Genomic DNA, 14584 nt, shown 5'->3' on the forward strand with positions numbered 1-14584 from the left:
TCAAGAAGTTTTATATTAATAATTATACATATAAATGTAAATAAAATAACATTCTTCCCGTTATTTTTTTAACACCTTTTCTAGATATAATATTGCTTAAATATATGAATAGTAGCTAGGTATTAACTTAATATATATAAATGTTATGTATTATATTTGCTTATGTTTCCATGATTATTTGAATAAATATTCTCAAATTGAAAATTTTAATACATTTATATATACTAATACTTTTTTAAATCTTCTTTTCTATTACTTAAGTCATTTAAATGGTTGCTTATAAGAATTGATAAAATTTCAACATTGATATATTATATAATTAATACATATTAGGTAATATTTTCATAAAGTCTATTGATTTTTAAATTCTAAATAGCTATAATATGGTATAATATAACTTTTAAAATAATATTTTTTACTGTTGTAGGAGGTAGAATAGTGCTTAAAATTAATAATGTTAGTAAAGAGTTTAAAAAAACAAAAGTTGTTGATAGCCTATCTTTTTCAGTTAACAAAGGTGAAATAGTTGGACTACTTGGTGAAAATGGTGCTGGTAAGACAACTACGCTAAGGATGATTTCCACTATGCTTGAAATTTCTGAAGGGGATATTAAAGTCAATGATATTGATGTAAAATCTAATCCAGAAAAAGTAAGAAAAGAAATAGGAATTCTTTTTGGTGGTGATGTAGGTCTTTATGATAGGCTTACTGGTAGAGAAAACATAAGATATTTTGCAAACCTTTATGGAATGAGCAAAAAAGAAGCTGATGATAGAATAGATGTACTAGCTAAAAGCTTTGAAATGGAAGATTATATTAACAAACCTGTTGGTAAATATTCGAGAGGTATGAAACAAAAAATTTCTATTGCCAGATCTATAGTTCATAATCCATCTGTTATGCTTTTTGATGAACCAACTACTGGTTTAGATGTTAGTGCTGCTAGAATAGTACAAGACTTCATACTTCAATGCAAAGCTGAAAATAAGGTTATATTATTTTCAAGCCACTCAATGAAGGAAGTTGAAAAGCTATGTGATAGAGTTGTTATTATCAATAAAGGGAAACTTCTAGAAGATTGTACTCTACCTCAATTAAAAGAAAAATATAATAATATTGATTTAGAAGAAACTTTCTTAAAGCTTATAGGAGGACATACTAATGAGTAATTTTTTAACAGTTTTAAAGAAGGAACTTTTAGACATTGTAAGAGATAAAAAAACATTAGTATTTACTTTAATACTACCAATTCTTATTTATCCTTTAATGTTTAAATTTATGTCATCATCAATGGAAAAAGCACAAACTGATGTTGAAAAAGAAATTAATATTTATATAGAAGGTGATACTTATTCTAACATGGCAAAAGTAATCACTTCATTAGAAAACATTAATATTCCTGATGTAGATTCTCCTACTGACGCTTTAAAAAATGGAGATATTCAATTAATTATTAATATACCAGAAAACTTTGACGAAAGTATAGCTAGTGGTAAAAATGCTACTATTGATTTATTAATAGATGAAGAATCAAATAAGTCAATGATTGCAAGTAGTATGGTTAATGAAGTTTATGAAAACTATAAGAATACACTCGTAGAGCAAAGATTAACTGAAAGTGGACTAGATCCTTCAATATTAAAACCATTTGAAATTAATATTAAATCTGGCATAAATACTGATAGCGAAAGTGTAAATACAATGGCTTCAATGCTCCTTACAATGATACCAACTCTTATAGTAATACTTATGGTTTCTTCAACTGTTGGTATGGCTGCAGATCTTGGAGCTGGTGAAAAAGAAAGATTTACTTTTGAACCATTACTTTCAACTTCTGCTAAAAGATCTTCATTACTTTGGGGTAAAATCACAGCATTATGTACTATATCATTTATAGCTTTAATTGCAAACTTAGCTGCTATGGTATTCTCAATGCAAAGATTTATGACCTTTGGAGAAGGTGATATTCAATTTACTCTACAACCATTAACTATATTAGGTATGTTAATAATTGGCTCATTAGTTTTAGTTACCTTATCAGCATTACAAATATCAGTAAGTATATATGCAAGATCAACTAAAGAAGCTAACTCTTATTTGGCTGCAATTACAATGCCTACAATGATTTTATCCTTCTTACCATATATGATGGATGCAAAAGGTATAAATCCAGCTTTCTTCAATATACCTATAACAAATTCAATTTGTTTAATGAAAGAATTTACTGTTGGAATATTCGATATTAAACATATAGCTATAGTAGTTGGATGGCATGTAGCTTATATCGTTGCTGCTATTATATTTGCTAAATTTATGTTCTCAAAAGAAGAAGTCATTTTTAGAAATTAATATATTCAATTTCATATTGATTAAATATTATTTATACTATAATTAAATAAATATTGTAATTAATATGGAAGATGGTGCTTACTTTATAAAAGATATCTTTAAAGGTGAAGATACTTATATAAGTTCATTCTTCCCTGAATTAAAAATAAACTTAAAAGATATATTTTAATATTTATAAAATTATTAAAAACAAGGAATTCAACTTAATCTGAATTCCTTGTTTTATTTTCAATTATTTAACTTATCATTCTTTGATTTCTAAAATCCGAAGAAGTTTTTTCACTAACTATACATTATTCATATTAGAAATTTTATTATCAAAATTTCTAATATCTGGCCAAGTGTGATAATTAGCTCCCTCTTTAGAATGATATTCTATAAAATCATCTATACTTATTTCATATACTTGAAATTCATCTAATTCTATTTTAATAATATTATCTTCTAATATATCTAAAGAAGTTATTTCTCCAGTTGCTATAGATTCACTTCCATAATAAAAAGTAATACCATTATCAATTAATGTCTCATATAACTCTAAAATTTCTTCCTTTAAATTTTCCTCTAGCATTTTCACCTATCCTTTGTTCATAAATAATATTATCTTTCTTGATAAAGCTCTAGGTATTAATTTATTTAATAATATAATCAACTTATTCTTAAACCCTGGAATTATTATTAGCTTACCCTTTTTAAAATCTTTATAAGCAATTTCAGCTACTTCTTTAGGTGTCATTAATGCCTTCTTAGCAGCTTCATTCTTTTTTATACCTGATTTTTCTTGAAAACTAGTTTTCACAGGTCCAGGGCATAAACAACTTACTTTAATTTCACTTCCCTTTAATTCTTCATATAGAGCTTCAGTAAAATTAAGCACATAAGATTTTGAAGCATAATATGTAGCCATTTTAGGTCCAGCACAAAAAGCTGCTGTAGAAGCTACATTCATTATTCCACCCTCTCCATGACTTATCATAGTAGGTAAAAACATTTTTGTTAATTCTGTTAAAGCTCTAATATTTACATCTATTAGCTTAAGTTCCTTTTCAATTTCTATTTCACTTAAATATCCAAAAGAACCTATACCAGCATTATTAATTAAAATATCCACAGACAGATTTTTTTTATTCACAAAATCTAATACTTTTTCACAAGAGTTATCCTCAGATAGATCTAAAGGTAGAATATAAACTTTAATATTATATAAATCTAACTCTTCTTTAACTTCTGACAATCTCTCTTCATCTCTTGCAACTAAAATTAAATTATTACCCTCTTTTGCATAAAGCTTGGCTAATTCATATCCTATACCAGTAGTAGCTCCAGTTATTAGTACACAGCTCCTACCATACGGTTTCCCCATAAAAAATCCTCCATTATATATTTAGATATTAAACTTTAATTTCTAATATATCATATTACCTCTAAAATATAAATATTATTGCAACTTCAAAAATAAAAAAGATGAAGTATCTTTTTTATATAAGATACTTCACCTTTTAAATTTAATTATTATTTATCCCCTATCATAGCTACAATGCTGAAATTATAAAGTTCAGTAAGAATAATCCACTTACTATATACATTATTGGATGAACTTCTTTAGCTTCTTTCTTAACAACTTTAGCTATACAGTATGCTATAAATCCAGCTGCCACACCATTTGAAATACTTCCAGTGAAAGGCATAAATGTTACTACAAAGAAAGCTGGCATAGCTACTTCAAAATCGCTCCAATCAATATTCTTAAATGATTCCATCATTAAGATACCAACTACTATTAATGCTGGTGCAGTAGCTGCTGATGGTACCATTCCCATTATTGGTGCAAAGAATAATGATATTAAGAATAATCCTGCTACTGTAACAGAAGTAAGACCTGTTCTTCCACCTTGTCCGATTCCCGCTGCACTTTCAACATATGTTGTTGTGTTACTTGTACCTAAAAGAGCTCCAATTGAAGTTGCAGTTGCATCCGCAAATAACGCTCTTTCTAATTTTGATGAGAAATTATTTTCGCTTTCAAATAACTTTTCATCATTATCATCAAATATTCCTGCTTTTCTTCCTGTTCCTAAGAACGTACCAATAGTATCAAAGGTATCAGATAATGAAAATGCGAAAACTGTAGTAAATACTAAGAAAATCTTAGTTGGATCACTAAATAACCCTGCAAAATCTAATTTAAAAAATGTAGGTGCTATGCTTGGAATTCCAAAGCTTATTTGTGAAAAATCTGGAACTTGAGTTACTCCCATAAAAATTCCTATTACCGTAGTTAAAAGAATTCCTAATAAAATTGCGCCTTTAAAATTTATTAACATTAGTACAATAGTTATCACTAACCCAATCAAAGCTAATAATGCTGTTTTGTCTGTAAAATCTGTCATTGCTAAATTTACACTATTAAATACTGTCGAACCATCAGCTGAAGAAATTTGATTAGCTACTTCACCTGTAAAAGTAATAAAATGAGCTTGTTTAATACCTACTAAAGCTATAAATAATCCTATACCACCTGATATTGCATATTGAAGTGACATTGGAATAGCTTGTATAATCATTTTTCTTATTTTAGTAGTAGTAATAATTATGTTAATAATTCCGCAAATAAATACCATTGCTAAAGCTTGTTGCCAAGTAAAGCCAAGTCCAAATACTACTGTAAATGTGAAAAATGCATTTAATCCCATTCCAGGCGCCTGAGCAAATGGTACATTAGCTACTAAGCCCATTACTAATGTTCCTATTACTGAAGCAATTATAGTTGCAACAAAAACTGCATTTTTGTCCATGCCCGCTGCTGATAAAATAGAAGGATTTACGAATAAAATATATGCCATAGTAAGAAATGTAGTTAATCCTGCCATTAATTCTGTCTTAACGTCTGTTCCATTTTCTCTAAGCTTAAAAAACTTTTCCATAAATTTACCTCTTTCATAAAATCGAATATTATATTATCATATTATCATTTCATTCGTATTTAATCAATATGTTTTTTACACTTTTTTAAATATTTTATGCGTATTCTGTTTTAAATTCTATTTTCTTTATATTTATTTTATATAATTTAGATCTAACAATACAAAACACGAACATTAATATTCTATTTATATTATACTAAGCCTCATTTTAACATGAGGTATGCCAGCTTCCTTATATTCCTCTGAAATTTCTTTAAAACCTACATCTTTATATAAATCTTTAATATAACTTTGTGCTGATAAAGTTATTTCATTTACTCCATATTCTCTTTGAATTACTTTAATAGCTTTTATCATCATTTCTCTGGCTAATCCTTTACCCCTATACTCCTTTAATACTAATACTCTTCCTATAGATGCTTCATTATAGGATAATCCTGGTGGAAGTAATCTGCAATATCCTATAACTTTATCACTATTGTTGTTATCTAAAGCAAATAAATGAATACATTCTTTATCTTTATCATCAAAATCATTTTCACAAGTTATTTCTTGCTCACATGCAAAAACTTCATATCTTGCTTTAACTATTTCATAAAGTTCTGTTATGTTAAGCTCATTAAAATACTTATTTTTAAATTCATATTTTTTCTTCATATAATTCTCCTTTATAAATCACATTTTTTAATTATTATCATTATAATATTATTGTTTTACTTTTTCTATAAATATCCTTTTTTCTAATAATATGCATTATATTTTCATTTTTAAGGAAAACTTATTAATATAAAGATATTCTATCCCCATTAACTTATTTAACCATTTTTTAGAATATATAAAATTTGTACCAAGTTTATAGTAGTATTACTATTAGTATAAGTTTAAATGAACATAGTTCAAATAGGAGGAATTATAATGATAATAGAAATAAAAGATCTCGTAAAAAATTACAAAGATTTTAAAGCTGTAGATATAAAAGATTTAAAAATACAAGAAGGAGAAAGCTTTGGCTTCCTTGGTCCAAATGGTGCAGGTAAAACAACTACTATAAGTATTTTAAGTGGACTTTATTCTAAGTATTCTGGTGAAGTTAAGATATTTGGTAAAAATATAAAATCTGATCCTATGTTTATTAAGCAAAATTTAGGGGTAGTTCCTCAAGATTTAGCATTGATAGATGATTTAACAGCAGAAGAAAATGTTAAATTCTTTGGTGAATTATACGGATTAAGAGGAAAAAAGCTTAAAGAAGCTGTTAAAGAAACATTAGAATTTGTTGGCTTATGGGATAGAAGAAAAGACTTTCCACCTAAATTTTCTGGTGGAATGAAAAGAAGATTAAATATAGCTTGTGCTATTGTTCATAAGCCTAAGCTAATAATTTTTGATGAACCAACAGTTGGTATTGACCCTCAATCAAGAAATAATATTTTAGAAACTATAAAGAAACTTAATGAACAAGGCTCTACTGTAATTTATACATCTCACTATATGGAAGAAGTTGATGCTCTTTGTTCTGACATTTGTATAGTAGACCATGGTCAAATAATTGCAAGAGGTACTAATGAAGAACTTAAGGCTTTAGTTAAACATGAAGATGGAAGTACAGCTTCTTTAGAAGAAGTTTTCCTTCACCTTACTGGCAGAAGCCTTAGAGATTAAGGAGGAAATATCTTATGAAAATTTTAACTATAGTCAAATATAGACTACTCCAATCAATAAGAGATGTTCAAAGCCTTATATCTATGATTTTACTACCTATATTTTTAATACTAATACTAGGCAATGCTCTAAAAAATAATGAGGACTTTACTGCAAGAACTGTTGATAAAGTTAATTTACTATATATAAATAATGATTCAACAACTGAAGCAAAAGCCTTTGAAAACTTTATAACCTTAGATGAGCTTTCAGATATAATTCAAGTTGAAAAAATCAATGATATAGAAGAAGGAAAAAAGTTAATTGAAAATAGAAAGTATGATGCCTTAGTTATTTATGATGAAAATTCTACTGGTAAACTTGAACTAATAGGCTCTGAGTTTAATCAATTAGGTGTTTCTATAGCAAAGGGAATAATAGAAACATATTCTTCCTCTGCAAATGCTATGGAGGCCTTAGCTAAAATTCAATCAAGAAACTTTACATTAGAACAAAATAATAATCTTCAAGACGAAGCAATTTCAGTATCAGGTAAAAAGCCTTCTGCTACAGATTATTATGCTATAACAATGCTTGTAATGATAGTAATGTATGGATCAATTTATGCAAACTTTGCTATAGATAAATCTTACTATGGTACTGTTGGTTCTAGATTTAGATCTACTCCACTTAATCTTTCAGAGATTTTTATAGGAGAAGCTATTGGTGTAGTTCTAACACTTATGATTCAGGTTCTTATACTATTACTAATTTCAAATTTTGCATTTGGAGTAAACTTTGGAAGTAGTATTCCTACTATATTGTTAACAGCCTTTTCACTATCAGTATTATCTACAATGCTAGGTATATTTGCTATAATGGCAACTAAAAAAGGCTTATTAGGACTTACACTTCTAAATGTTATAGTTCCTATATTTACGTTCTTAAGTGGAGGCTTTATGAAAGTAGACTTTGGAGGAATTGTTGGTGCTATATCTAAACTAACACCTAACTATTTAGCTTCGAATGCTATGTTTAAGTCAATTTATGGAGGAGCTTCAAAAGAAGTCTTCTTAAGTATATTAGGCCTTTGGATTATATCTGCCTTATTATTCATAGGTACAAATATAATCGGAAGGAGGGAAAGAGTATGACAATATTTAAAGCAACATTAAAAAGATTATTTAGACAAAAATCAAATTTACTATTTTTAATAGTACTACCTTTAATCTTTATGATTATTGCCTTTTCAGGATCAAATGGTACTGCTCCTTTAAAGGTAACTATTATAGATAATGATAAAACAGCTATTACAGAAGGTATAATTAATACTATTAAAGATAAGGCTGAAGTTAATTTTGATAGTGAAGATACTATTCAAGATAACTTAATTAACAATGAAATAGACTATGCAATAGTTATTCCTAAGAGCTATACAGATTCTTTAATTAACAGGGAAGACCCTATATTAAAGACATATGAAGCTAAAGAAGGTAATACTTCTACAGCTATTAAAGCATCACTAAATAACTATATAAATATCCTAAAAACTTTTGCTAAAAACTCTAATGGCGATAAAGATAAGTTTTATGATGCAGTTAAATATTACTCAGATGGTTCTTATAAATTATCTTATACAAGTGTAGATAAAGGTGAAGGAAATAAGTCTAAAACAGATAAAGCCATGGCATTTATAGTTCTTAACTTATTATTCTCAGCAACATCAGCAACTAATATAATACTAAAGGATAGAGAGAAAAATGTATTTACAAGATTATTTACTACACCAATGACAAGATTTAAGTATATATTCCAAAGCTTACTTTCATTCTTAGTAATTACTTTTGTACAAATAACTTTATACTTCTTAGTATTTAAATATGTATTTAAATTTAATTTAGGAGATTCTCCTTTAAGCCTTTATACCTTATTCTTGATATTTGGTATATTCACTATTTCCTTAGGTGTATTTATTACTACACACTCAAAGGACTTAAGAATATCAGGAACAATAAGTACTCTTATAATACTTCCATTTGCAATGCTTGGAGGATGTTTCTGGCCAATAGATGTTATGCCAAATGTATTAAAGAATATTTCTAAGTTTATTCCAACTACTTGGATAAATAATTCAAATAGCAATGTTCTTTATGGTTCAACTTTAAATAATGAAATGACTACTATAGCTTTATTACTAGGACTTTCATTAATACTATTAGGATTATCATCAAACAAACTAAAAAATAGATCATAAGAAAGTGTTAAAATAAAAGGGTACATTTTATGTATCCTTTTATTTTTTATGGAACCTTTTTACATATCCAATCGTCTATAATATGAATCGATTCAGAAAGGGGTATTAGTAATGGTTAATGAAATATTATTCAAAAAAGCTGTAAATGGAGATAAAGATAGCTTTATTCAATTAATAGAACCAATTAAAGAAAAGTTATATAAAGTAGCCTTTGTATATTTAAAAAATGAAGATGATGCTTTGGATTGTGTTCACGATGGAATAATAAAGGCAATAAAATCATTAGATACATTAAAAGAACCACAGTATTTTAATACGTGGATAACAAGAATAATTATGAATGTATGCAAGGATTATATTAAGAAAAACAGTAAGGTAGTCTTGGTAGATATTAATGATTATGAAGATAAATTAATATCTGAAGATAATAAAAATGATATTAATTATGAAATTAAAACTGCTCTAAATAAGCTTTCTGAAAAAGAAAGAAATTTAATAGTAATGAGATATTTAGAGGATAACTCATTAAAAGATATAGTTACTAAAACTAATTTACCACTAGGAACTGTTAAAAGTAGGCTAAATAGAACCTTAATTAAATTAAGAAAATATATGAAGGAGGCTTAAAAATGAAAAATCTTAATATAGATGACATAAAGATTTCTTCAAAGTTAGATGATGTAATTAAAAACTCTGTACATGAAGGATACGAGGAAAAATTACATTTAAATTCACCAAATAAAAAACAGAAAAAATTCAATAAAAACATAGTTGCAGCAGCTATAGTTCTAATAATGGGATCAACATTAATTGGATCACTTTTCAGTAAAGAAGTAGTTGCAACTGTTAAATTAGCAATGTTTGATATAAAAAAATATCTGGGAGTTAGTAATAATTTAGATGAATATAGTACTATAATTAATGAAGCTATAAGCAAAAATGGAATAACTATCCAATTAAATGAGGTTATTTTAGATAAAGATGAAGTTATAGTATCCACAACAGTAAAGTCAGATGAAAGCCTAAATAATGGCTCAGGTATAATGATGTTTGGTGATGTTTATATTAATGGTAAAATTTTATCTGGATCATCTTCAGGTTCAGGCAAGCAAATTGATGATTATACTGAAGAGAATGTAATATCATATACATTAGATGAAGAATTAAATAATGGAGATTTATATATAGAAATAAAGTATGATAAAGTTCTTTTAATTATAGATGGTACTGAAAAAGAAATTAATGGTCCTTGGAGCTTTAAATTTATTTCTAATGGTGATGCTTTATCTACAAATACTAATATCATAAATCTAAATAATTCCTTTACACTAGATAATGGTCAAAAAATAACACTTAACGAATATAAGAGTAATCCTGTAGGAGAAAAAATTTATTACTCTATTGAAAACAAAGATAAAAACAATGTATATTCATTAGAATTAAGAGGTTATGATGATTTAGGAAATGAAGTAGAATTTTATAGCTCTCACGAAGAAATGACTACTGGATTAATGAAAAATCAAACTGAAATTTCAGAAGATGCAAAAGTATTAACATTAAAACCATATGCTTCTTTAGCCTTCCCAAAACAAAGTGGGCAAATGAATCATGACTATAAAGAAGTTGGCAAAGAATTTACAATAATATTAAAATAGTAATTCTACAAAATCATCTATAGTATTAATTAAAGAAATGGCTATTTAACAAACAGTCATTTCTTTAATTATTCATATAATTTATTTTTGAAAACTCCTAATGGAGTTTTTTCATCAATTTTTAATTTTTAATTCTTAATTTTTCATTGTGCAACAGCACACCCCTATCTTGTTTGTCCATTTCCGTAAATTATATATTTAATAGTTGTAAGCTCTTTAAGCCCCATTGGTCCTCTTGCATGTAACTTTTGAGTGCTTATTCCTATCTCTGCACCAAAACCAAACTCGCCTCCATCAGTAAATCTTGTTGATGCATTAACATAAACAGCAGCTGCATTAACTTTATTTAAGAACTTTTGAGAATTCTTATAGCTATCTGTTATTATTGCTTCTGAGTGTCCTGATCCATATTTATTTATATGCGTAATAGCTTCATTTACATCTTTAACTACCTTAGCACCTATTATATAGTCTAAATACTCTTTTCTCCAATCTTCTTCAGTAGCACAAGAAACCTCTTCTATTATAGCTTTAACTTTTTCATCTCCTCTTATCTCAACTTCTTTTTCCTTTAAAGCTTCACAGATAATCGGCAAAAAATCCTTTGCTATTTTTTCATTAATAAGCATTTTTTCTGCCGCATTACAAACTGCTGGCCTTGAAGTCTTTGCATTTACTATTATATTTTTAGCCATTTCAAAATCACAAACTTCATCTACATAAATATGACAATTACCAACTCCGGTTTCAATAACAGGTACTGTTGCATTTTTAACTACAGCTTGTATTAATCCAGCTCCCCCTCTTGGAATTAAAACATCTATATATTCATTAAGTTTCATCATCTTAGTTGCCGTTTCCCTACTAGTATCTTCAACTAATTGAATTGAATCCTGTGGTAAATCAGACTCCTTTAAAGCCTTTCTTAATATCTTTACTATAGCTTTATTAGAATTTATTGCTTCACTTCCACCTCTTAATATAACTGCATTTCCAGTCTTTAAACAAAGACCAGCCGCATCACAAGTTACATTTGGTCTAGCTTCATATATTATTCCTATTACCCCCATTGGAACTCTTTGCTTTCCTATTTGTATTCCATTAGGCCTTTTCCACATTTCTATAACTTCACCAATAGGATCATCTAAAGCTATAAGATTCATTAAACCCTTAGCCATTCCTTCTATTCTATCTTCATTTAAATATAGTCTATCTAACATAGCCTTAGATGTACCTTTTTCAATAGCTATATCTAAATCTTTTTTATTTTCATTTATAATTTCTTGCTTTTCATTTAATAAAGCACTTGCCATTAACTCTAAAGCTTTATTTTTCTCAGTAGTAGATGCTATTCCTAAATCATAAGATGCCTCTTTAGCATTCATACCTAAATTCTCAATACTAATCATATTTAATCACTCCTTGCAATATTTTAAAAACTCCGTCAGGAGTTTTCTCATTAATTCTTATTTTTTAATTCTTCATTCTTAATTTCTAAGTTGCTTAACAACTTAGAAACAAAGTTCCTACTTCTTCACCTTTTAATATATTTAATATTATCTTTGGGTCTTTTCCATTAGCTAATACCATATTTACTCCAGATTCTGTTGCTGTTTTTGCTGCTGTTAATTTAGTTATCATACCACCTGTTCCTAAATTACTACCTGCTCCACCGCAGCATTCTTCTAGTTCTGGTGTAATTTCTGTTATTTCTCTTATAAGCTTTGAATCCTTATTTTTTCTAGGATCTGAATCATAAAAACCATCTATATCTGATAATATAATTAAAAGATCAGCATTAATTAATTTAGAGACTATTGCTGATAAATTATCATTATCTCCAAATCTAACTATATTCTCTATTTCATCTATTGAAACTGTATCATTTTCATTTACAATAGGTATAATTCCATTTTCTATTAATGTCTCGAAGGTATTACATACATTATTTCTAATATGATCGTCCTCTACTACATCTCTAGTTAATAAAACTTGTCCCACAGTATGACTATATTCACCAAAGAACTTACTGTATATATGCATTAACTCACATTGTCCTACAGCTGCCACCGCCTGCTTTTCTCTTATACTCTTAGGCTTTTCTTTAAGTTTTAATTTAGATACACCAACACCAATTGCTCCGGAAGTAACTAATATTACTTCCTTCCCAGAATTCATAATATCAGATAATACCCTTGTTAACTTTTCAATCCTCGTTAAATTAATTCTTCCATTATCATATGTTAATGTAGAAGTTCCTACCTTAACTACTATCCTATTAGCTTCTTTTAATATATTCCTATTACTCATCCTACAAATCCCCCATTATTTTCATTTACTTAATTATAGTTTTTTTATAATACTTTTTCTACCACAATATTTTAATGAAAAATGAAGAGTTAAAAATGAAAAATTGAGGATGTTTTGCACAGCAAAACTTAATTTGTAAAAAATATCATGTATTTAAAAATCCTAAAGGATTTTTTTCCTTAATTCTTCATCCTTAATTTTTAATTCTTAATTCTAAAAATGCTAGCATTTTTACACCTATTCTTTGAATTCTTTTATCTTGTCTTCCATTTCTTTATCAAAGTACTTAAATATCATTTTTAGTAATGCATAAACAGGTACAACTACAAATGCTCCAATTGGACCTACTAACGTGGCTGCTCCTACTACTAAAAAAATATCTGTAATTGGATGTATATTCATTGTTTTTCCCATTATAAGTGGTACAATGATTCTTCCTTTAAGTGTTTGAGCAATTAAAACTAATACAGATAACTTTAATATCATTTGCCATCCTAAGGCTATAGCAACTATGTATGGTAGTATTAAAGATATAAAAAAACCAACAAAGGGAATAAAAGCTAATATAAATGTAACTGATGCTAAAAGTAATGGACTGGTCATTCCTATGAATTTATAACCTATAAACATCATAATGGATAAAGATAATGCTACTTTCGCTTGCCCTACAATATAAGATTCTAATATTTCATCCCCCTCTTCTACTATATTCCTTCCTTTACTTCTATATTTCCTAGGAAATATCTCTATTAATGATTCTTTTATACTTTCTTCATCCTTAAGTAAATAAAAAACTATTAAAACAATTAATAATATATTGGAAAATAACTGCATACCTTTATCAAATACTTTCCTTATATTGCTAAAAATTAAATATAAATATCCCTGTAATTCACCTAAAAACTTACTGTAATAATTTTCTTTTAAAATACTATCTTTAACAACCTCTTGTATGTTATTCATTCCACCGCTTTCTTGAATTAAACTTAAAAATATAGATTTAACACTTATAAACTGCTCGATAAAATAATCGCTAAAATATTTTATTACTCCAGATAAAATAAAGAAAAATATTATTAATGTTAAAGTCGCCGCAATATTTCTTTTTACTTTCTTTTTTAAAAATATATTATTGAAAGGTTTAAGTATATAAAATAAAAATACTCCAAATATTATTGGTATGATAACAACTGAAAAAACTACATTAATAAAACTTTTTAATAAATTTATTTTACTTAATAATATTATTAAGACTACTAATAAGTTAAAAATAACTAGGTATGTAATAACATTTTTTTTATTCATAACTAAAATTCTCCTTTAATATTGATGAGTTTAGTTTATCCTTACTAACAATAAAATATTAGCATTATATTCTTGCATTATTTTTACTTATTTTCGTATAAAAATCCATTGATTTTTGATTTATTATTGTATTAAAATTAATTTC

General features: G+C 27.1%; 14 protein-coding genes. 7 read left to right on the top strand and 7 right to left on the bottom strand.

What is annotated here, in order from left to right:
- Nucleotides 1-438: 438 nt before the first annotated feature.
- Together H9660_RS10590 and H9660_RS10595 are read left to right on the top strand one after the other, a co-directional pair.
- Nucleotides 439-1170 (top strand): ATP-binding cassette domain-containing protein, encoded by a 732-nt coding sequence (locus H9660_RS10590; RefSeq protein ID WP_191750352.1) that lies wholly within the window; start codon nucleotides 439-441, stop codon nucleotides 1168-1170.
- Complete coding sequence (locus H9660_RS10595; protein ID WP_191750353.1) at nucleotides 1163-2350, top strand: ABC transporter permease; 1188 nt, start codon at nucleotides 1163-1165, stop codon at nucleotides 2348-2350. Before H9660_RS10590 ends, H9660_RS10595 begins: the two co-directional genes overlap by 8 nt.
- 286 nt (nucleotides 2351-2636) lie before the next feature.
- Here the strand turns inward: H9660_RS10595 and H9660_RS10600 are convergent, their stop codons facing one another.
- From H9660_RS10600 to H9660_RS10615, 4 genes are all read right to left on the bottom strand, one after another.
- Complete coding sequence (locus tag H9660_RS10600; RefSeq protein ID WP_191750354.1) at nucleotides 2637-2921, bottom strand: hypothetical protein; 285 nt, start codon at nucleotides 2919-2921, stop codon at nucleotides 2637-2639.
- Nucleotides 2922-2927: 6 nt separating this feature from the next.
- Entirely contained in the window at nucleotides 2928-3713 is a 786-nt protein-coding gene (locus H9660_RS10605) for an SDR family NAD(P)-dependent oxidoreductase (RefSeq protein ID WP_191750355.1), read from the bottom strand.
- 169 nt (nucleotides 3714-3882) lie between these two features.
- Nucleotides 3883-5274 carry an NCS2 family permease gene (locus H9660_RS10610; protein ID WP_191750356.1) on the bottom strand — a complete coding sequence of 464 codons (1392 nt, stop codon included), beginning with the start codon at nucleotides 5272-5274 and terminating at the stop codon, nucleotides 3883-3885.
- A 186-nt stretch (nucleotides 5275-5460) separates the two neighbouring features.
- Nucleotides 5461-5931 (bottom strand): GNAT family N-acetyltransferase, encoded by a 471-nt coding sequence (locus H9660_RS10615; RefSeq protein WP_191750357.1) that lies wholly within the window; start codon nucleotides 5929-5931, stop codon nucleotides 5461-5463.
- A gap of 255 nt (nucleotides 5932-6186) precedes the next feature.
- Here H9660_RS10615 and H9660_RS10620 point away from each other — a divergent pair, with 255 nt between their 5' ends.
- From H9660_RS10620 to H9660_RS10640, 5 genes are all read left to right on the top strand, one after another.
- Nucleotides 6187-6936: an ABC transporter ATP-binding protein gene (locus H9660_RS10620; protein WP_341479590.1), complete on the top strand. Its 750-nt coding sequence runs from the start codon at nucleotides 6187-6189 to the stop codon at nucleotides 6934-6936.
- Nucleotides 6937-6950: 14 nt separating this feature from the next.
- A complete protein-coding gene (locus tag H9660_RS10625; RefSeq protein WP_191750359.1) occupies nucleotides 6951-8069 on the top strand; it encodes an ABC transporter permease in 1119 nt (372 codons plus the stop codon).
- A complete protein-coding gene (locus H9660_RS10630) occupies nucleotides 8066-9169 on the top strand; it encodes an ABC transporter permease (RefSeq protein WP_191750360.1) in 1104 nt (367 codons plus the stop codon). Before H9660_RS10625 ends, H9660_RS10630 begins: the two co-directional genes overlap by 4 nt.
- Nucleotides 9170-9280: 111 nt before the next feature.
- Nucleotides 9281-9796: a sigma-70 family RNA polymerase sigma factor gene (locus tag H9660_RS10635; RefSeq protein WP_191750361.1), complete on the top strand. Its 516-nt coding sequence runs from the start codon at nucleotides 9281-9283 to the stop codon at nucleotides 9794-9796.
- Between the two features lie 2 nt (nucleotides 9797-9798).
- Nucleotides 9799-10824, top strand: coding sequence for a DUF4179 domain-containing protein (locus H9660_RS10640; RefSeq protein WP_191750362.1), 1026 nt, complete (start codon nucleotides 9799-9801; stop codon nucleotides 10822-10824).
- A gap of 164 nt (nucleotides 10825-10988) precedes the next feature.
- On the opposite strand, the gene H9660_RS10645 is transcribed toward H9660_RS10640, so the two are convergent.
- From H9660_RS10645 to H9660_RS10655, 3 genes are all read right to left on the bottom strand, one after another.
- Complete coding sequence (locus H9660_RS10645; protein WP_191750363.1) at nucleotides 10989-12233, bottom strand: glutamate-5-semialdehyde dehydrogenase; 1245 nt, start codon at nucleotides 12231-12233, stop codon at nucleotides 10989-10991.
- Nucleotides 12234-12327: 94 nt separating this feature from the next.
- On the bottom strand, nucleotides 12328-13134 hold the full coding sequence (gene proB, locus H9660_RS10650) for a glutamate 5-kinase (RefSeq protein ID WP_191750364.1): 807 nt from the start codon (nucleotides 13132-13134) through the stop codon (nucleotides 12328-12330).
- 237 nt (nucleotides 13135-13371) lie between these two features.
- Nucleotides 13372-14439, bottom strand: a complete 1068-nt coding sequence (locus tag H9660_RS10655; RefSeq protein ID WP_191750365.1) for an AI-2E family transporter — start codon at nucleotides 14437-14439, stop codon at nucleotides 13372-13374.
- Nucleotides 14440-14584: the final 145 nt, after the last annotated feature.

Source organism: Clostridium gallinarum (assembly GCF_014836325.1).
Lineage (GTDB): Bacteria > Bacillota > Clostridia > Clostridiales > Clostridiaceae > Clostridium > Clostridium gallinarum.